Source organism: Thalassospira sp. CA1, from assembly GCF_059052855.1.
Genome location: NZ_JBZCIA010000008.1, coordinates 1 through 19680, shown reverse-complemented (window position 1 = coordinate 19680; position 19680 = coordinate 1). Strand labels below are relative to the sequence as shown.

The window sequence follows — 19680 nt, the reverse complement described above, 5'->3', positions numbered from 1 at the left end:
CCTGACCGATCAGGACAGGGAGATGTGATCGCGGCCGGATGCCTTGGCGGTATAAAGCGCGTTGTCAACACGGGCCATCAAGGTATCAAGGTCCTCGCCATCGCGGTATTCGGTGATACCGGCACTGATGGTGACCGGAATATGATCACGCCCGAAGCGGACCGGCGCATTGCGGACAGAGTCGGCAAGTTCGCGGGCCTTTGTCATGGCTTCCTTACGATCCTTTCCGGGGAACAGAACAACAAATTCATCCCCGCCCCAGCGACAGATCACGTCGGAGTCCTGCACATTCTGGCGGACCATGGTCAGAACTTCGCGAAGTGCTGCGTCCCCGCCCGGATGGCCATAGCCATCGTTGATTTCCTTGAAGCCATCAACATCAAAACACATCACCGACAGTACCGATTTTTGCCGTTTTGCGTTCTGAACCGCCTGATCAAAGATCATGTCAAAGACCTGACGGTTAAACGTCCCGGTCAGTTTGTCGCGCGATGCCAGTTCTTCGAGGCGCTTTTGGTAATTGCGCACTGTCAGGAAGGCGATCAGCCCGACCACGATCGTGATCAGCAATGAAATCGCGATATTGATAAACAGCGTGTTCTGAAGACGGGCATCAGACGAATAGTCACTTTGTTCAACAATCAGAAGCCAGCCGAATTCAGGCACCAGGCGGCTGTTGACGAAATAGGTGTGTCCGCCATGTTCATAACTGATCGACGCGCCGGGCGAGGTCAGGATTTTGGTGGCCTGGGTGCGCATGCCCGGCCGTTCCTGCAGGCTGTGGGCATCGCCAAAGCCGCTGCCGCGTAGCGTGACGTGGCCTTCGGTGTCGATGAAATAGATCGTCCGGCCATAGCGTGCCTGATAGGTTTCGATCAGATTGGTGACCGAACTGACGGCCAGGCCAACACCGGTAATGCCGATGACATTGCCGTCATAATCACGCACCTGATAATTGACAAAGATCGACAGGCGCGACCGATCAACCGTGTCGTGGTCGATATTGATCTCGTAAGGTTGCTTCCCGTCGCGTGCGCGGAAATACCAGCCATCGGCCGGGTCATCTTCGCTGACCTGTTTGATCACGCCGGTCGGGTGATAATAGTTCCGGGTTTCTTCAGAGATGAAATAGGACGTGATCGTGTCAAAGCGCGATTGAATTTCGCCCAGGTACCTGGTGATCCGTTCTGGATCGTTTTCGCCGGAAAGCGCCCAATCGCGAACGAACGTATCATGGGCCATCAACGAGGAAATGAAGATCGGCTGCAACAGATCGCGCTGGATCTCGGAATAGATATTGTCGCTGGTCAGCGGAAGCGTGCTTTCGGAAATCTGTTCTTCAAGAGAATCCCGGGCGACATAGAAGCTTACAAAACTCGTGGTCAGAAACCCGACCGCCAGCAGAACGCACAGAATGATCGCGAAGTATAATTTCTTTCCCCACACGGGAAGCTCCCCAAGGATAGTCACAAGGCAGGCACCGATGATTGAACTCATCGTTTTTGATCCGGCTAATTTAGGGGAAAGCGCGCCATGTTGCACGACACAATATCAAATACAGGCCTGTTTGCCTTTTTTGAGCGATGAGGAAAAAGCCAAAAGAAACCGGAGATTATATTGGAATGATTCTGATCATTATGAGAATGCTCAGAAATCATTGGCAAATTTAGAGGTAGTTATGCGGATATCGTCGCACAGTGTGGCGATATTGAAAGTCGGATCAAAGGTGACGGTCGTTCATTAATCAGGGTGCGGGCGCGAACAAATCGTGTTGATGATCGCGAAATTCCGACGGCAAGGCAGCTTGCAACAGCTTAAAAGGACTGGACATTGTGGCCCCATATGCCAAGAATTTCGCTGCTTGTGATGAAGGGGGTACATGCAGACCGAATTTTCGGGTATGCAGTGGCTTCCGAAAACAGAACATCAGACGCACCATATGCCGTTTGTCCGGGGGGATTTCGCGGTGTATGTGCCAAGAGGCGCTTCATTGATCGATTTCCGTCCCATTCTTTTCATCGTCGGCATTTTGCTCTGTACGTTGTCGATTGGCATGTTCATCCCGGCCTTGGTCGACCTTTACTACGGGCAGCGTGACTGGATCGTGTTCTCGGCCGCGTCCTTTGTGTCGCTGTTTGTCGGCGGGGCATTGATCATGATGAACCGCATGGACAATCTTAAGATCAATTCACGCCAGGCCTTTATCCTGACCACGCTGAGCTGGCTGGTTCTGACGGCGGCATCGGCGTTGCCATTTGCCTTTTCCGATCTTGATATGTCCTATACCGACGCGTTTTTCGAAGCGATGTCAGGCATTTCCACCACCGGGTCGACCGTGATTGTCGGCCTTGATAGCGCGCCGCAGGGGATCTTGCTGTGGCGGGCACTGTTGCAGTGGCTTGGCGGGATCGGGATTATCGTGATGGCGATTGCCGTCATGCCGATGCTGCGCGTTGGCGGGATGCAGTTGTTCCGCATGGAAAACTCCGACAAATCGGACAAGGCGTTCCCGCGCGCAACCCAGATCGCGATGGGTATCGCGATGCTGTATCTAAGCTTCACGGGCCTTTGGGCTATTATGTTGTGGTCGGCGGGCATGACGCCGTTTGATGCGATTGCGCATGCCATGACGACGATTGCCACCGGAGGCTTTTCGACCAAGGATGCGTCAATCGGGCATTATGACAGTGCGACGATTGATGTGATCATCACGCTTGGCATGGCGACGGGGGCGTTGCCGTTTATTTTGTATCTGCAGATGCTGCGCGGACAGGGTCGGGCCTTGTTCCGCGACAGTCAGGTGCGCTGGTTTATCACAATTGCGGTTTCGATCATTGTCGGCCTCGCCCTTTGGCATTCGGAAACCAACAATGTCGATTTCCTGTATGCGCTGCGCTTTACGTCCTTCAACATTGTGTCGGTGATGACCGGTACGGGATATGCCACCACCGATTACGGGCTTTGGGGCCCGTTCGCGGTGACGGTGTTCTTCTTTGTCATGTTTATTGGCGGCTGTGCAGGTTCGACAACCTGCGGGGTGAAGATCTTCCGCCTTCAGGTTCTGTATGAAATCGCCAAGATCCAGCTTTCGCACATGCTGCGTCCGCATGGCGTTTTCATTGCCTATTACAACCGCAAGCCACTTTCGGAAGATGTTACGGAATCGGTGCTGAGCTTCTTCTTCCTGTTTGTGTTCTGCTTTGTCGTTCTGGCCGCAGCACTTGGCGCGATGGGACTTGATTTCATCACCGCGGTATCGAGTGCCGGGACGGCAATTGCCAATGTCGGTCCGGGACTGGGCCCGATTGTTGGCCCGTCGGGCAACTTTGCGACCCTGCCGGACGGGGCGAAGTGGCTGATGTCGATTGGCATGCTGATCGGCCGTCTTGAAGTGTTTACCGTGTTGGTTCTGCTGTTCCCGGCATTCTGGCGCGACTGATCAAAACCCAGGATATTTATCACCGAATTTTCCGGCACCCGCAGGCGATGCTTGCGGGTGTTTTTTTGTCTTATTGACAGAATAGGACAATTGACCTAATTTTGGGGTTGGGACATTTGTCCTAATTCTTGGTCAATCGGGCGGCATATCGGAAAATGGCAGCAGAAACACGAGAACGGATTGTCGAGGCAGCGGACCTTCTGTTTTACCAGCACGGGTTCGAGGCAACATCGTTTGCCGATATCGCAGCCACCGTCGGCATATCGCGCGGCAACTTTTATCATCACTTCAAGACCAAGGATGACATCCTTGATGGTGTGATCAATCGCCGCCTTGCCAATACCGAGCAGATGCTTGATCGCTGGGAAATTTCCGGATCAGACCCGGCAGAACGTATTCGAAGTTTCATCCATATCCTGATCGTCAATGGCGAGAAAATCCGAAAATACGGCTGCCCGGTAGGTACGTTGTCGTCAGAACTGGCGAAGCTGAACCACGCGGCCAAAAGCGATGCCGCGGCACTGTTTACCCTGTTTCGCAGGTGGTTGTGTCGGCAGTTCGAACGGTTGGGTTTTGGCGACAAATCCGATGAATTGGCCATGCATATCCTGGGTCGCAGCCAGGGTGTGGCGACCCTTGCCAATGCGTTTGATGATGACCGGTTCCTGCATCACGAGGTCGATCTGATGTGCACCTGGTTGGACGACCAGATTGCCGATCTTACCAACAAAAACAATCCAGACAGGGAGTAGACGATGTTTGCGATCTTTTTGAAATTTGCCGAAAACCGCCCAAAGGCCCCGGAATTCATGGACGCGCACAAAGCGTGGATCAAGAAGGGTTTTGATGATGGCGTGTTTCTGATGGTCGGCAGCCTGCAACCCAATATGGGCGGTGCGGTTCTGGCCCATGGTGTGTCGCGCGACGAGATTGAAACCCGCGTGAATGAAGATCCGTTCGTTGTCGAAGGGATTGTCAGCGCCGAGATTCTGGAAATCTCGCCTGCGCGTGCTGATCAACGTCTTGATTTCCTGATGGCCTGAGCAATGAGCAAAACAACAATCGGAACGGATGGAAAATGCCGGTGCGCCTGGTGTGATGCAGCACCGGAATTTAACGCCTATCACGACACGGAATGGGGTTTTCCGGTGACCGATGACATCCGGCTGTTTGAGAAAATCTGTCTTGAGGGATTCCAGTCGGGATTAAGCTGGCGCACGATCCTGACCAAGCGCGAGAATTTCCGCCAAGCCTTTGCCGGTTTTGATTTTCACAAGGTCGCGCAGTTTGATGATGCGGATGTTGAGCGACTGCTTGGTGATGCCGGGATCATCCGCCATCGCGGCAAGATCGAGGCATCGATCAACAATGCCAAACGGGCCTGCGAGATGGTGGCCGAGGAAGGATCACTTGCCGCCTATTTCTGGCGGTTTGAACCGAAACCGGATGACGTTGACCCGCCACAATCGATGTCAACGTCGCCGACGTCCGTTGCCATTTCCAAGGATCTCAAAAAACGCGGTTGGAAGTTCGTCGGGCCGACCACGGTGTTTGCGTTCATGCAGGCGATGGGCCTGATCAATGATCACGCGCAAGGCTGCTTTTTGCGCCAACAGATTGACGACATGCGTGCGTCATTGGTGCGCCCAAGCTGATGTGATGTCAAAAAAACACCCCTTGTCCAAATCTGGACAAGGGGTTTTGAGGGCGGGGACCATTTCAGATCCCCTGATGATAATCCGGCAAGGATTATGGGGTCTTCGACATGCGGTCTCACTTGAGGTGCCAACGTCAAGGGAGGGTGCAACAGGGGTAGGAAGGCTTCAAAAGAATACGGTGCACACTCAAGTAAGTTTGGCGATACCGAACTTTGGGTCAGGAGCGGATCGGGGATCGGGATCAAGCCCGGCATCGCCATAACCCAAGGTCGCAAATGCTGATCAAAAGATAAAATCGAATATAAAATAAAAATAGATAGGAAAAATCTATCGATCAGATGCGCTGCAGCACAGGAATGCAGCGAAATCAGTTCCCGAGTGGCAATTTGACTGTGAAAACAGCACCATCCGGCCCTGTTGCAGTGAGGCGAAGTTCACCGTTATGGGTGCTGATCAGTTCGCGCGCGATGGCAAGGCCAAGTCCGGTACCGCCTTGGCGCCCGCTGCCGGCAAACGGGACGAACAGGTTCTTGATCGCCTTTTCGGGCAAACCCGGCCCGTTGTCGGCAATGAAAACTTCAATAGAGCGGCGGGCCTTGGCCGATTCGTCACCCTTTTCAGGTTCGGTTTGAATTTTGTGACTGATGGTGACGGTGGTTGCCCCGGCCTCCAGCGGGTTGCGCATCAGGTTGCTGAAGGCGCGAAACAGCATGTCATAGTCCGCTTCAAGCATGACATCATCAGGGAGGTCGATCTCAATGCGCGCGGGGCAGGGTTCGCTGGCCACAGGTGCATCGCCCATGCCGCCATCAAGCAACGGTTCGCATTTTTGCAGCAAAATCTGATCGCGGATTTCTTCGATCAGTTCAATCAGCGTGAAGGTTGCCAGATCGCGCGGTGGTGGCGTCTCGCGGGCAAATGACAGGGTTTGTTCGCTGATATAAACTGCGCGTTCCATCGATGATAACAAACGCGGCACGACAGCACGGACTTCGTCATCTTCGCTTTTGGCAAGCTGTTCTGTCATCAGCATCGAGGTTGCCAATGCATTACGCAGATCATGGCTGATCTTGGTGGCGGCCGTGCCAAGGGCGGCAAGTCGGCGGCGCTGATTGAGCATCGCCTGAATGTCTTGCTGCATCATGGCAAGTTCTTGGCGGGCGACGCCGATTTCATCATCCCGTTCGCCGGGATTGATCAGCGATGCCTTGTCCTGCGGGTCTTCGCGAAAACGGATCATATCGCTGGTCAGGGTGCGCATCGGGCGCACCAGCAACCGGTTGAGCGCGAAATAGACAAGCCCGGCTGTAAAGAACGAAATCATCAGCGACAGGCCAAATACCCGCCAACCGAAATTGCGCATCGCCTCGGTCAGGCGGTCTTCATGCACAAGCACCTCGATCTCGAAATCGGGTGCCATGGAGGGCATGCCGACCACGCGCAATACCCGGTTTTCGGTCTGGCTGAGTGTTGCCAGCCCCTCCATCAAGGCCATCGGGATCGAGAAATCGCTCAGATTGACGTCCTTGTCGACCTTGGCAGGCATATCATCGCGTTGCAGCAGTAATTTGCGATCTTCACGCCGCAGGATGACTGCCTCGATCCCGGCATTGGACAGAAGTTCGCGTTCAAGATCGTCGGGGATCATCTGATCGGGGGTCGCCTCAAGGGCTAGGGCCGCAAGGTAGCCTGAATCAAGATGTGCCTTTAACCAGTCGATCCGAAAGCGCGCGACGGAGGGGGCAAAGACAAACACCTCGGCAAGCATCACAAAGCTTACCGTCAGCACCAGAAGGCGCGCGGAAAGCGATTTGGCCCATGGGGGCAATTTCAGATGCCGGTTATTCATTTTTGGATGTTAGGCCAATAAGCCGAAAAAAGTACAGCAATACAGATGCTTGTTTTCATGCGCGATGGCAAGCAAGCCGCTTATGCGAACCTGAGCAGGAAACGCACAAGCTTACGGGTTTTTTCGCCAAACAGGCTGGGGGTATACCAGGCCCCGGCGACACGTTTGGAAAGTTCGCCCAAGGTCGGGTAGGGCGCGATCATGCCCGCAATCGCGCCGATCTTCATCTTCTTGCTGATGGCAAGTGACCAGACACCGATCAACTCACCGGCCTGCCGTCCGACGATGGCAGCGCCCAGAATCCGGCCGTTTGGTTTGGTGATGACCTTGATGAAGCCCTCGGTTTCGGCCTCTGCCCGGGCGCGGTCATTTTCGGCGTAATCCCACGTGACGACACGGATGTCATCGCCATGCTGTTCGCGGGCGGCCTTTTCGGTCAGGCCGACCTGTGCCAGTTCCGGGTTGGTGTAGGTCACCCATGGCACGGCACTGTGATCAACCTTGGCCGGAAGACGGAACAGGGCATTGCGAATGACGATGCCGGCATCATATCCTGCCATATGGGTAAATTGCAGGCCGCCGGTGATATCGCCAATGGCAAAGACCTTTTTGTTGGATGTCCGCAAACGCGCATCGACGGAAATACCGCGGTCGGTATAGTCAATACCGGCATCCTTCAGGCCGAGATTTTCGACATTTGGTTTGCGTCCGGTTGCCAGCAACAGGTGGCTGCCTTCCAAGGTAATCTCGATACCCTGATGTTCGATCACGACCCTGATCTGGTCATTCACATCAAGGATTTCCTTTGTTTTCGCCCCTTCATAAAGGCTGATGCCATCGGCCTTGATGCGGTCGCGGACAACAGCCACCAGATCCGGATCATCCTTGGGCAGGATAGTGCCCATTTCAATCACGGTGACTTTTGCGCCCAGCTGATGATGGGCCTGCGCCATTTCAAGCCCGATGGGGCCGCCGCCGATGATGATCAGATGTTCCGGGCGAACGCGATTTTCGAAAATGGTTTCATTGGTGAAATAGCAAACGGTCTCAAGCCCCGGGATCGGCGGCACGGCCGCACGCGATCCGGTGGCAATGACAAAGCGTTTGGCCTTGACTGTGGTGTCACCGGCAACGACTTCACCCGGACCGGTAAAACGGGCTTCGGCCTGAATGACGGCGCAGTCGAGTTCTTCGAACCGTTCGACGGAATCATGCGGCGCGATGCCTGCGATCACGGAATGAACATGGTCGATTGCCCGGCCAAAGTCGATCTCCACCGGCCCGGTCGATACGCCAAACCGTGAAGCCCTGCGGGCGTTGTCAGCCGCATGGCCAGCCGCCAGCAGCGCCTTGGACGGAACACAGCCGGTATTAAGGCAATCACCGCCCATCTTGCCCTTTTCGATCAGGACAACTTTTGCGCCCATCTGCACCGCACCGGCGGCAACCGAAAGGCCGCCGGATCCAGCCCCGATGACACAAATATCGGTCGTGATGATCTTATTCATCGGCGTTCACCCCGATTTTACGTTTGCGCAATTTCTTATAGGCCACCGGCAAAAGCGCCAGCACGGCGAGCCCGATGATAGGGGTCAGAATACGGGGTTCAAAGATGATACCAAGATCAGGTGTCTTTCCCTGATCAAACAGCGCACCAAGACCATCCCCGATGGAGGCATAGACAAAAGTGCCCGGAATGATGCCGATCATGGTGCCAAAGACAAAGGATCGCAGTTTGACACCAAGAAGGGCCGGCACAAGATTGACCAGCCAGAACGGGAAGATCGGGATCAGGCGCAAAACCATCAAGTAGCTAAAGGCGTTTTCAGCAAAGCCTTCCTCCATCCTTCGGACGGCGTTGCCGGCCTTGGCGCGCATCAGATCATAAAATGCATAGCGGGCTGCAAGATAAACGATCGTCGCGCCGATGGTGGCGGAGACCACAACATAACTGGTGGCAAGAAACGCCCCGAACAGAAAGCCACCCGTGATGGTTAGGATCGACCCGATTGGCAGGGAAAGTGCGACTGAAACGACGTAAAGCCCCATAAAGACCAGAACACTGGAAACCGGGTTATCGGCAACAAAGCCCTGCAACAGGTCGCGGTTTTCACGCAGGGACTCAAAAGACAGCAAATCGAGAACGCCGCTGGCCCATGCAATGACAAGTCCGACAACCAGAACAATCACCGGCAAAAGCTTGCGCCATAGGGGCTTTGAGGTGCCTTTGATTTCGCTATGGGTATCTGGTTTCTGGTCGGACAAGTGTGACGCCATTGAACTGGTTTTGGTCATTGATTTCAGGCTCTTGCAAGTCGTTCGTTCGGGTCGAAATGCAAATCCCTGAATACAGGATCGCATTATTTGACCCAACATTAGAGAGAAATTTCAAAACTTGCTTATGAACTGCCTTCACCATTGCGTGAGGGCAAATTGTACAAAGCCTGGCCGGATGGTGCAGGAACATGCGCAATAAACCTGAGGGAGAGGCGCTTGACGTAGGGGAAAACTGGACGTATCGTCTGCGCATCGTGGGATTTGTCGACCGGCTTGCGGCCACGTAAAAAATCGCTAAAGAGGGGTGCTATGGCTTCGGCCCTGACCCATTCATGCCGGTCAGGGTTTTTTTGTGTCCGGATTAAGGTATGCATACATTCCGGGCATGTAGGAGCAAGACGATGACGACCGACAAAAAGGCTTCCGATAACTGGCGCGCGGCGACCCGATCCGTGCGTGGCGGTACAGCGCGCAGCGGATTCTGCGAGACCTCCGAAGCCATCTTTATGAATTCCGGCTATGTGTATGAAACTGCCGCCGAGGCCGAGGCCTCCTTTGATGGCAGCGGTCCGGAACGTTTTGTGTATTCGCGTTTCGCCAACCCGACCGTTGGCATGTTCGAAGAACGTCTTGCCCTGATCGAGGGCGCGCAATATTGCCGCGCGACAGCATCGGGCATGTCGGCTGTCTGGAATGCGTTGGCCGCCAGCACCAAGGCCGGTGGCCGTGTGGTTGGATCACGTGCGCTGTTCGGGTCGTGCGAATTTATCCTGACCACGCTTTTGCCGCGGTTCGGGGTTGAGACCGAACTGGTGGACGGCACGGACAAGGACGCCTGGGAGAAGGCACTTTCGAAACCGGCCGATGCGGTTTTCCTTGAAACACCGTCGAACCCGACCCTTGAGGTTCTTGATATCGCCTTCATTTCCGAACTGGCGCACAAGGCCGGTGCCAAGGTGATTGTCGATAACGTCTTTGCCACACCGATCCTGCAAAAACCGATGGAACTGGGGGCGGATATCGTCGTCTATTCCGCGACCAAGCATATCGATGGTCAGGGGCGCTGCCTTGGCGGGGCGATCCTGTTTAATGACAAGGAATGGCATGACGAACATCTGACCACCTTCCTGCGTCATACCGGACCAAGCATGAGCCCGTTCAATGCCTGGGTTCTTCTTAAGGGGCTTGAGACACTTAGCCTGCGTGTGGATCAGCATATTCGCAATGCAACTGCATTGGCTGAATTTCTTACGGAACAGCCGCAAGTGTCACGCGTTCTATATCCGGGGCTGAAAAGTCACCCGCAGCATGAACTGGCAATGAAGCAAATGTCTGGCCGTGGTGGTGGATTGATCGCAATCGAGCTTGCCGGTGGTAAGAAAGCAGCCTTCTCGTTGCTTGATAATCTCAAGCTGATTGATATTTCCAACAACCTTGGCGATGCAAAAAGCCTTGCAACCCATCCCTGGACCACCACGCATCAGCGTGTGCCGGCCGAGGACAAGGTCGCAATGGGCATTACCGAGGGCATGCTGCGTCTATCTGTCGGTCTGGAAGATATTGATGACCTCAAGGAAGACCTGTTGGCAGCCCTTGCCGTTTAAAAGCATGCGCCAACAGTAATCCTGACATCGATCCGGCCCGTACATTGTGCGGGCCTTTTCGTTTCCGATCCGGGGGATAATGCCAGTTTGTTTTGACTGCTGACTGGTACTTTCGGGAAGGATTGTCTACATAAAGGGTCCATCCATCGCATTCTTGGCTGATGCAAATTGACTGGAACACACTTGGCCCGGAGATATGCATGTATTCGACCGTAACCCACGACATCAAGGTATCGGTAAAGCCGATGTTCCTTGAGGACGAATCAGACCCGGACACCCATCGTTATATTTGGGCTTATCGCATCGAGATCGAGAATCTCGGCTCGAAAACTGTTCAGTTGCTTAACCGTCACTGGCGGATTACGGATTCGCGCGGCGAAACCCAGGAAGTCAAAGGCCTGGGTGTTGTCGGCGAACAGCCTGTTTTGGCATGTGGCGAAAGTTTCAACTACACCAGTGGCGCGCCACTGACCACGCCAAGCGGCTTCATGGTGGGCACTTTCGAAATGACGGATATGGACGGCAATCATTTTGATATTGCGATTCCAGCCTTTTCGCTGGACAGTCCGCATGGGCAACACACTGTGAACTGATCGCGTCAAAAAACAGTATCAGGTAGCGCGGGCCGTGAGCCCCACCAAGGCAGGTTCAATCCTGTAATAAAATGACAAAGGATTTGGTATGTGCAGCGAACATAACCCGGTGAAGCGTCCGACACGCGAAGAAGCAGAAGAAGCGGTTCGGACACTTCTGCGTTGGGCAGGGGATGATCCCGACCGCGAAGGTTTGCGCGGAACCCCTGACCGTGTGGCACGGTCTTATGGTGAATTCTTTGCTGGCTATCAGCAGGACCCGGCCGAGATTCTGCGTCGGACATTCGAAGAAACCGACGGCTATGACGAAATGGTCGTTCTGCGCGACATTCGCGTCGAATCCTATTGCGAACATCACATGGTGCCGATCATTGGTGTGGCACATGTCGCCTATCTGCCGCGCCGCCGTGTCGTTGGTATTTCCAAACTGGCCCGCGTGGTCGAGGTCTATGCCAAACGCCTGCAGATTCAGGAAAAGATGACCGCACAGGTTGCCAACACCATTCAGGAAGAACTTGATCCGCTTGGTGTGGCGGTGGTCATTGATGCCAATCACCAATGCATGAGCACCCGTGGCGTGCACAAAACCGGCGTATCAATGGTCACCAGCCGGATGCTTGGCGCATTCCGCGATGACCCGATCACACGCCGCGAATTCTTTGCCATGATCGGTCGCTAAGACGCAGTCAGTTGATCCAAAAAGAAAGGTCGCAGCACCAAAATGCTGCGGCCTTTTTTGCGTCAGGACCGCAAAATTTGTCCGATCTATTCCTTGAAATCGCTATGGCAGGATTTGCAGGTCTGCATCATTTCACCAAGTGATGCCTTGAAATCGTCTTCTGATCCGCCGGAAACGGCGACCGATTTAAGATCGCTGGCCTTGGCGTGCAGTTCGTTTGCCAGATTGGTGAATTTTGACCAGTCTTCCCAGATGTCTGACAGCGCTTCAGACGGTTTGCCATTACTGCCTTCCGGGAAAAGGGCGGTAAAGGTCTCGCCTGAGTGACCTTCGATAATCGTCGCGGCTTTCGCGACCTGATCCGGGTCATAGGGCAATGCACCCTTCATCATCGGGACCATGATTTTGACCTGTTGGCCAATGGCCTTCATGCCTTCCATGCGTTCCTTGACAACACCGGTCGCGCCTTCATGGGCGATGGCGGCGATGCTGACCGTCATGGTCAAGGCGATGGCGGCTCCTGCTAGTACTTTCAACTCTCTCTTCCCCATTCTAGGTGTGCCTAACTGATGGTATTTTGTGTTTGTTCACGTGCTTTAGTGCCCAAATCGGGCAAGGATATGGTCAACCGAACCGACATAATGGCCGCCAAACAGGCGAACATGGACCAGTAACGGATAAAGATTATACAAATCACGGCGTTCTTCAAAGAACCCCGGCTCTATCGGCAATATTTCATTATACCGCGCGAAAAATTCCGGCGTCAGATCCCCAAACAGTGTCCCAAAGGCCAGTTCGATTTCCCGATCGCCGTAATAAATCGCCGGATCAATCAAGCCCGCAAGCTTGTCAGACTGACACAGGATATTGCCACCCCACAAGTCACCATGCAGCAGTACCGCTGTGCTCTGGTCTGGCAAAAGATCACCAAGACTGTCGATCAATCGATCAACGCGCGCGGCCATACTACCGGGCAGCCTGCCTTCGCGATGTGCGTGTTGCGCCATATGGCGCAAACGGTGTTCGGCGAAGAACGTGATCCAGCTTTCCTCGGGTGTATTTGGTTGCGTCAGGCCGCCAATTAAAGTGTCAAAGCCAAGTCCGAACGTTTTGGAGGTTACCTGATGCTGGCTTGCCAGCTGTTCGGCAAGATCGCGCTGCACACGACCAGTCATTCGATTGTCGTTGGCGATAAATGTCATCACCAGCCAATTTGCGTCGGCATGGATGACCTCGGGACAGGGGATCGGAGAGTGCGTTTTGAAATAACGCAGCATTTCCGCCTCGATCAAAAGACCTGCATCATTTTGCGCGTCATTTGTCGTGCTTTGCTTGATCACCAGTTGCTGCCCATCATCCAGATCAGCTCGCGCCACATTGGCAACGCATCCACCCGAAAGTGGCGCGACGGATCGCACCGACGCCCCGGTATGGCGTTTGATCAAATCTGCAAGCGCGCGTTTATCCATAATCTATTCCGGGGTTAAGGGCCTAGATTTCGTGTTTTTCGCGGATGTGCGACAGCAGGTTGCTTGAGGCTTCCTCAATCATGTCAAACACATCGACAAACCCGTTGGCGCCGCCGTAATAGGGGTCGGGGACACTTTGTCCTGCCATCGACGGATGATAATCCAGAAACAGCTCAATACGGTGCTGATGGGTATTGGGTGCCTGGCGGCGCATATCACGCAAATGCCCGTCATCCATGGCCAGAACATAGTCAAATTCATGGTAGTCGGTGGGCCTGATCTTGCGGGATCGAATGTCGCTTAAATCAATGCCGCGACTTTTTGCCATTTCGCGCGATCGCGGGTCGGGCAATTCACCAACATGATAGGCCGAAAGCCCGCAGCTATCGACGCTGATACGGTTATCCAGTCCGGCGTCACGAACCATCTTGCGAAAAACGCCATCGGCCGTGGGCGAGCGACATATATTGCCGGTGCAGACGAAAAGAACCTTGATCACGTTATCAATCCGTATTGTCTGGGAAGGGGCAGGAGATGTCTAAAAGTGACATGCCCGTACCCGGCGAGCAATGGCTTGTCGTTGCGCCCAGTGATCTCCATCTCAGCGGATTTTTAAAAATCGCGATCAATGTAACAGCTTCGTGACATTTTGAATGTGACACTGACAGGTCGGTCATTAGTTTGTATGATCGCGCCAATTACCTTCAATTTGGCGCGTTTTGATGCAGGAATTTGTTTCTTTTGGTTTGCATGTTGCCCTGATCCGGCAACTGGCATGGTTGCCGCGGGGCTATGACCTTGTCCCGGGCGGGACTGTTGTAACTTCTGCCAAGCTGCGCAGCATCATGCTCGCACTGGAAGAGATCAATGGTCCGGCAGTGCTGGTGCGTCTTGGGCGGTATCTGGCGGCCAAGGAACAGGAACCGATCCTGACCATGTTGCGTCACTCGGCTACCCCGTCGGTGATTGCCGATCGCTGGCGCCGGCTTGAAGGTTATTCGCACGCGCGTGCGCGCAGTGATTTTTCCGTCACCGGAAAATCCATGACCATCCATCGCGGGGTCGTGCGCGGTCAGCCACCGGCACGGGTGGAAAACCTGCTGTTGCTGGGGTTCCTGATCGGCTTGCTTGAGGCGGCCGGGGCCGAGAATATTGATGCCACCATTTTGCCCAGCCACGGTCCGGCAGTGCGCGTGACTCGCAAGGGTCGCATTAGCGACAAACTGGCATTTTCCGGTCGTGGCCTTCGCTTCCGGATTAACTGGGGCAGCTTCGAACAGGTTTCGTCCTCCTACCCATTCATGGCCAATATGCCCGGAACCGCGCCGTCAATCGGGGCGCAACGCCCGATCGTGCAACAACTTTGTACGGTGTTGGAACATGACATCGGGCGCAGTTGGACCATTGATGAAGTTGCTGCTGCGCTTGATACATCCGGGCGCACCTTGCAGCGCCGCTTGCAACAGGCCAACAGCCGGTTTTCTGATCTGTTGCGTCTGGTGCGCGTACGCGAAGCATGCCGACTTTTATATGGCACCACCCTTTCGGTTGGTGAAATCGGGTTCTGGTGCGGCTTTACAGATAACGCGCATTTCTCACGCGATTTCAGACGTTTGATGGCGATGCCGCCCTCGGTCTACCGCGAGGCCAGCATCGGACATGCCGGTTTGACCCGGGCGTAATGCCTAACCCGTCTGGGGTGAGCGCGGCCATTCAAGGTGTGCGGGTTGATTGCCCGGTGATTGACCTGCCCGGTTTCCTTGGGTATCAGCAGCGCCATGTATGATTTCGTTTAAATCATCGTGCCCCTTCGCATCCATGAGGCTGCCATGACTGACCCCATCCGTCCTGCAAACGAGTATTCCGGTTTTCTGCCGCCGCGTTTTGACAATCGACCGGATGCCGATGATGTTTTGGTCAAAACATGGACCGTTGGGGACGCACTGACCGATCATAGCGTGCCGGAAATGCCGGCACCGCTGTCGCTGTTTTTTGATCTCGTTGCCCCGGCAGCGGGCCGTTCGAATGCAACCGGGTTTGCCATGTTGTGGCTGGACCGTCATCCGCATGAAGAACCGGGCTGGCGTCTGTCCATCGGGCATGTCGGATCCGAGGATGATCTGGAATTGGCGGTGGCCAAACCGTTGGCGCGCCTTGTTGATGCCCTGCCGGTGGCCAATTTTGAATGCGAAAACTGGCACATGACCCGCCCGCTTTGGCGCAAGCGGGCAGAGCCGGTAAAGCTTGTTTTCTGGGGTGATTTTGCCAAGCATGCCCGCGCCATTCTTGGACACAGTGACGCGGCATCATTCTATCAGCCGCTTGGTGCAGGACTTCGGTCTGACAATGTCAAAAGCATGCTGCCCTTGCTTGAAGATATGCTCGGTGATGCTTTCTTGCAAAACGGCATGGGGTTTGAAGATGCCCTGCGCCTTGGTATCGCATTGGGGCGTGCGCATCTGATCGAAAGCTGGATCGAAGCCGGCGGTGCGGAAAAGGAGCCCTATTTCCGGCCGATGAAAATCTGGCATCAGGCATGGCTTGCCAATGCGCTGATTGATCCGGCGGTGGCAAGTCTTGCCATGTCGGGCAAACCGCCGATGCCTGCCCTTGATTTCGGGGATGACAGCACACCGGCATCGCGCCGGGCAGCCCTTGATGATGTGTCATCCTGGCTGACGACTGTGTTCTTTAGTGATGAATATCCAGCCCTTCGCAATGCCTTTGTGGCGGGCGTGCAGAATGCCGTCTGGCTTGATCATGACCTGCAACAATATGTCCAGCCGCAACAACGCTCCGAGATATTGCAAGGTCTGATGCCCTATTGCCGCTGGTTCCTGGCGATGGCGCTTTATAACCATCTGGGCAATCTGGCGGCGGGAACAGCGCGCGAGGATCAAATCGCATTTTACGCGATCATGGTTGATGCCTTGCCGGAACTGGCACCGCTTGGCGCGTTTGCCACCCAGCGCGATATCGAACAGCACATCATCCGGATTGATGCCGCGCGCGCCGCATCAGCATTCGACACATTGGTCCTGCCATTCTGTGATCTTTTGATGCCGAAGCGCCAATTTGATGCCGCGCGTTCCTGATCACATGCATGGCATGGGTTAAAAAAAAGCGCCGCCGGGCGAAACCGGCGGCGCTTTTTGTTTGTTGGTTCTCGATGCCTAGATCTGTTCGGGATGTTCCGGAATGTCGCGCGATGACACGATCAGGAAACGGATCGCCAGGCCGCTGACCGCGACAAGGCTTGCAATCGCAATACCCCAGAACAGGCCGCGCACCCCCATCTCAAGAACGAATGACAGGTAATAGCCAACCGGGATCATGACAAAGATATAGGATACCAGATGCAAAATCGTTGGTGCCCATTTATCGCCAGCCCCGCGAAGCGCACTGATTGCCGCATTCTGCCCGCCATCAGTCGGGAAAATGATCGGCATCAAAATCAGGACCGAAACCGTGGTGGCAAGCACCGCGACGTCCTGGGTAAACAGATGTGCAACCGCATCGGGGAACAAATAAAGCGGAATGCTAAGGGCCAGCATCACGCACATCGTGGTCAAAAGACCAATCCAACCGGCCAGTGCCATGTCCGGTCGGTCCCGCCTGCCATAGGCAATGCCGACCCGAACCGATGTTGCCGAGGCCAGACCAAGGGCCACCATAAACATCAGGGCCAAAAGCGTCATGCTGATGCCGTAACTTGCCGCGGCAATCACGCCAAGACGGCCGGCGAAAAGCTGCATGGCGGCAAAGGCCCCGGTTTCCATCCCCTGACTGGCGCCCGCAGCATAGCCCAGATGACGGGCATCGCGCGATCCGCGCCACCACCCGGCAAAGCCGTTGCGAATGCCATAAAGATGATGGCTTTTCATCAGCAGGATATAACCCAGCAGACCAAGCGCCATGAACCAGCGAATGACGCTTGATGTCCATGCCGCACCTTCGGCACCCAGTTCCGGCAAACCAAACGCCCCGTAAACCAGCCCGTAATCAAGAACGAGGTTGACCAGGTTGGCTGCGATCATCAACACCATGCCCGGCAGTGGGCGCTGCAATCCTTCAAGGAAAAAGGCACAGGCAATGTAAATCAGTGCGGCGGGCATTCCGATTGCCAGAATCATGGCCAGATCGCCGGCATGGTCGGTGATTTCGACCGGTTGACCGGTGATTTTAAACAGCCAGTCCGACTGCATGGTCAGAACGGTAAAGACAATGCCGATCAGGACAGCATAAGGCATGGCATTGCGCCACACAGCCCCGGCCGCCATCAGGTTGTCGCGACCCTTGGCATGCGATGTCATGACCATGACCCCGGTCAGAAGTCCGATGCCGGTCACCATCAAGGATGTAAAGGGTGCATGTGCAATATTAAGGTAGGCCAGTGCCGCACTGTCATAGTTGCCAACCACGATGGTATCGACAACCGCCATGATCAGCATGCCAAGACGGGCAATCGTCACCGGCAGGGCCAGCCTGAACAATTCGCTTAGATGACGCTTTACCCGGTTATTGGGATAAAGCGGGGTTGGCGAAAGTGCGGGATCAAGTGCCGGATCAAGTGGCGGTGGCGCCGGAGCACCATCTTGTGGGGCAATGGACATTGGACTGTTTCCTGTTTTTATCTGGCGTTCAGGCTCTGGGTCGTGGTGGCGATCAGAGCCATGATGCCGTTTTGCCCTGGTTTGATTTGATCCAGGGTCTATCTGTGGGCGGCGAACGGTCGGCGGGGAATCGCCATCAGCAATTTGGCCGGATCATCGGTAATCACCGATGTTACCCCCCAGGAAAATAGCTCCTTGGCACGTTCGACATCATTGATGGTATAGCAAACCAGCGGGACACCAGCATCGACAATCTCGGCAGCACTCACCGGTGTCAGTGCCTTGTGGTCGATATGAATGGCCGATGCACCAAGACGCGCATACTCGGCCTTCCAGTTTTTTGGCAGGGTTTCCAGCAACCAGCCGCACGGCAGGTCTGGCATATGCTTGCGCATATGGGCAACCGCGGTGTCATCAAAACTTGAAATCAGAATTGGCGGCACGGTCTTTGACGTGCGGAGTTCCTTGATCACTTCCTCGCACAGGCGGACCGGATCGCAACCAGATGGCTTGATTTCAAGGTTGGCCCCCATATCCATGAAATACAGGGTTTCCAGCGTATCTTTCAGGCTGGGGATTCGTTCACCCTTATATATGTCTGAAAACCATCCCCCGGCATCGAGGTTGCGCAGGGTGTCGAAATCGCTGTGGTGGATGGGGCCGGTACCGTTTGTGGTCCGTTCAAGCGTGTCGTCATGGATGAGCACGCATTTGTCATCCGCACTTAGGGTGACATCACACTCAATCCATTTGGCGCCGCGTGCGCCGGCAACCCGGAATGCGGCAATGGTGTTTTCCGGGGCTTCAATCGAAGCGCCGCGATGGGCGACAATGTGCGGGATATCGATCACGGATATGGGCCTTTTATATATGTGGGGCTACAACAGCCAAAACAGATGATGGATCAGGCCATCGGTTGTTCTGGTGGTGCAAGAACATCAATGCGATTCTCTTACGCGACTTGGATTGTGTGAAAAAGCGAAAATCTTGTTGCGATTTGAACGTTTCCTTTTTCGTTTTTGCTGCGAAGTCATTGGACTCCATATTGTAATTATTGGCGCAGAGTCGGTTTTCCCTGTGGTTTTCGGCGTTATGCACCGATGTGGGTCGAGCTATGCACATATCCGATTTCTACGTGAAACCCCCGAAAGCCAAGGGTTTGTGCGGACCGTTTCGGGGGTGAAAAAAACAATCGCCGAAAATCTCGATAAATCTCGAAAAAAGGTGTTTACAGGTCGGGATAGGGGCCCTATAACCCGCCTCCACCGACGGGGTGCGGCGCCAACGAGACGGCGACGCGGACTGAGCGGTTCGGGGCTTCGGTCCTAGAGTTCTTTGACATTGTAGATCAGAAGGAAGGGATGCGCGGGCAGCGTTATGGCGCTACAGTCTGTGCATCCTGGAGACGACGGATCGATTTAGATTTATTCAGATTGATTTGTGGTAACCACCAAAATGTGCAGACGTTAATTTTGAAGAGTTTGTCTATGAGACAAGCT

General features: G+C 54.6%; 19 protein-coding genes and 1 riboswitch. Of the genes, 10 read left to right on the top strand and 9 right to left on the bottom strand.

The window, feature by feature from the left end; genetic code table 11:
* Positions 1 to 9 precede the first annotated feature (9 nt).
* The gene (locus AC5Q5A_RS13920) at positions 10 to 1497 is read right to left on the bottom strand and encodes a sensor domain-containing diguanylate cyclase (RefSeq protein ID WP_493895650.1); all 1488 of its coding nucleotides are present in this window, start codon (positions 1495 to 1497) and stop codon (positions 10 to 12) included.
* Between AC5Q5A_RS13920 and AC5Q5A_RS13915 the strand changes: the two genes are divergently transcribed.
* From AC5Q5A_RS13915 to AC5Q5A_RS13895, 5 genes are all read left to right on the top strand, one after another.
* Positions 1484 to 1744 carry a hypothetical protein gene (locus AC5Q5A_RS13915; protein WP_493895649.1) on the top strand — a complete coding sequence of 87 codons (261 nt, stop codon included), beginning with the start codon at positions 1484 to 1486 and terminating at the stop codon, positions 1742 to 1744. The two genes, AC5Q5A_RS13920 and AC5Q5A_RS13915, sit on opposite strands and share 14 nt — an antisense overlap.
* Positions 1745 to 1879: 135 nt before the next feature.
* Entirely contained in the window at positions 1880 to 3439 is a 1560-nt protein-coding gene (locus AC5Q5A_RS13910; RefSeq protein WP_493895648.1) for a TrkH family potassium uptake protein, read from the top strand.
* 155 nt (positions 3440 to 3594) lie between these two features.
* Positions 3595 to 4191, top strand: coding sequence for a TetR/AcrR family transcriptional regulator (locus AC5Q5A_RS13905; RefSeq protein WP_493895647.1), 597 nt, complete (start codon positions 3595 to 3597; stop codon positions 4189 to 4191).
* Positions 4192 to 4194: 3 nt separating this feature from the next.
* Positions 4195 to 4482, top strand: a complete 288-nt coding sequence (locus AC5Q5A_RS13900) for a YciI family protein (protein ID WP_296988035.1) — start codon at positions 4195 to 4197, stop codon at positions 4480 to 4482.
* A gap of 3 nt (positions 4483 to 4485) precedes the next feature.
* Positions 4486 to 5094, top strand: a complete 609-nt coding sequence (locus AC5Q5A_RS13895; RefSeq protein ID WP_493895646.1) for a DNA-3-methyladenine glycosylase I — start codon at positions 4486 to 4488, stop codon at positions 5092 to 5094.
* A 370-nt stretch (positions 5095 to 5464) separates the two neighbouring features.
* On the opposite strand, the gene AC5Q5A_RS13890 is transcribed toward AC5Q5A_RS13895, so the two are convergent.
* The 3 genes from AC5Q5A_RS13890 to AC5Q5A_RS13880 all read right to left on the bottom strand — a co-directional run bounded on the left by AC5Q5A_RS13890 (position 5465) and on the right by AC5Q5A_RS13880 (position 9241).
* Positions 5465 to 6946: a sensor histidine kinase gene (locus AC5Q5A_RS13890; protein WP_296988032.1), complete on the bottom strand. Its 1482-nt coding sequence runs from the start codon at positions 6944 to 6946 to the stop codon at positions 5465 to 5467.
* A gap of 80 nt (positions 6947 to 7026) precedes the next feature.
* Positions 7027 to 8454 carry a dihydrolipoyl dehydrogenase family protein gene (locus tag AC5Q5A_RS13885; RefSeq protein ID WP_493895645.1) on the bottom strand — a complete coding sequence of 476 codons (1428 nt, stop codon included), beginning with the start codon at positions 8452 to 8454 and terminating at the stop codon, positions 7027 to 7029.
* Positions 8447 to 9241 carry a TVP38/TMEM64 family protein gene (locus AC5Q5A_RS13880; RefSeq protein ID WP_493895644.1) on the bottom strand — a complete coding sequence of 265 codons (795 nt, stop codon included), beginning with the start codon at positions 9239 to 9241 and terminating at the stop codon, positions 8447 to 8449. The genes AC5Q5A_RS13885 and AC5Q5A_RS13880 overlap by 8 nt, the downstream gene beginning before the upstream one ends.
* A 226-nt stretch (positions 9242 to 9467) precedes the next feature.
* A riboswitch (SAM riboswitch) is annotated at positions 9468 to 9542 on the top strand.
* Positions 9543 to 9624: 82 nt separating this feature from the next.
* Between AC5Q5A_RS13880 and metZ the strand changes: the two genes are divergently transcribed.
* The 3 genes from metZ to folE all read left to right on the top strand — a co-directional run bounded on the left by metZ (position 9625) and on the right by folE (position 12099).
* Entirely contained in the window at positions 9625 to 10827 is a 1203-nt protein-coding gene (gene metZ, locus AC5Q5A_RS13875; RefSeq protein ID WP_336231723.1) for an O-succinylhomoserine sulfhydrylase, read from the top strand.
* Between the two features lie 200 nt (positions 10828 to 11027).
* Positions 11028 to 11420, top strand: coding sequence for a Co2+/Mg2+ efflux facilitator ApaG/CorD (gene apaG, locus AC5Q5A_RS13870; RefSeq protein WP_493895643.1), 393 nt, complete (start codon positions 11028 to 11030; stop codon positions 11418 to 11420).
* Positions 11421 to 11508: 88 nt separating this feature from the next.
* Entirely contained in the window at positions 11509 to 12099 is a 591-nt protein-coding gene (gene folE / locus AC5Q5A_RS13865; RefSeq protein ID WP_008889129.1) for a GTP cyclohydrolase I FolE, read from the top strand.
* A gap of 86 nt (positions 12100 to 12185) precedes the next feature.
* Here the strand turns inward: folE and AC5Q5A_RS13860 are convergent, their stop codons facing one another.
* Genes AC5Q5A_RS13860 through AC5Q5A_RS13850 form a run of 3 tightly spaced genes read right to left on the bottom strand, consistent with a single transcriptional unit; the run spans position 12186 to position 14067 of the window.
* Positions 12186 to 12635, bottom strand: a complete 450-nt coding sequence (locus AC5Q5A_RS13860; protein WP_158586094.1) for a c-type cytochrome — start codon at positions 12633 to 12635, stop codon at positions 12186 to 12188.
* A 60-nt stretch (positions 12636 to 12695) separates the two neighbouring features.
* Entirely contained in the window at positions 12696 to 13568 is an 873-nt protein-coding gene (locus AC5Q5A_RS13855; RefSeq protein ID WP_493895642.1) for a fructosamine kinase family protein, read from the bottom strand.
* A 22-nt stretch (positions 13569 to 13590) separates the two neighbouring features.
* Entirely contained in the window at positions 13591 to 14067 is a 477-nt protein-coding gene (locus AC5Q5A_RS13850; protein ID WP_493895641.1) for a low molecular weight protein-tyrosine-phosphatase, read from the bottom strand.
* 223 nt (positions 14068 to 14290) lie between these two features.
* Between AC5Q5A_RS13850 and AC5Q5A_RS13845 the strand changes: the two genes are divergently transcribed.
* Positions 14291 to 15250, top strand: coding sequence for a helix-turn-helix transcriptional regulator (locus AC5Q5A_RS13845; protein ID WP_008889133.1), 960 nt, complete (start codon positions 14291 to 14293; stop codon positions 15248 to 15250).
* A 147-nt stretch (positions 15251 to 15397) separates the two neighbouring features.
* Positions 15398 to 16663, top strand: a complete 1266-nt coding sequence (locus AC5Q5A_RS13840) for a hypothetical protein (RefSeq protein WP_493895640.1) — start codon at positions 15398 to 15400, stop codon at positions 16661 to 16663.
* Between the two features lie 78 nt (positions 16664 to 16741).
* Here the strand turns inward: AC5Q5A_RS13840 and AC5Q5A_RS13835 are convergent, their stop codons facing one another.
* Both AC5Q5A_RS13835 and AC5Q5A_RS13830 read right to left on the bottom strand, forming a co-directional pair.
* Positions 16742 to 18181 (bottom strand): MATE family efflux transporter, encoded by a 1440-nt coding sequence (locus AC5Q5A_RS13835; RefSeq protein WP_493895639.1) that lies wholly within the window; start codon positions 18179 to 18181, stop codon positions 16742 to 16744.
* A gap of 98 nt (positions 18182 to 18279) precedes the next feature.
* Positions 18280 to 19032 (bottom strand): glycerophosphodiester phosphodiesterase family protein, encoded by a 753-nt coding sequence (locus AC5Q5A_RS13830; protein WP_338176965.1) that lies wholly within the window; start codon positions 19030 to 19032, stop codon positions 18280 to 18282.
* Positions 19033 to 19680: the final 648 nt, after the last annotated feature.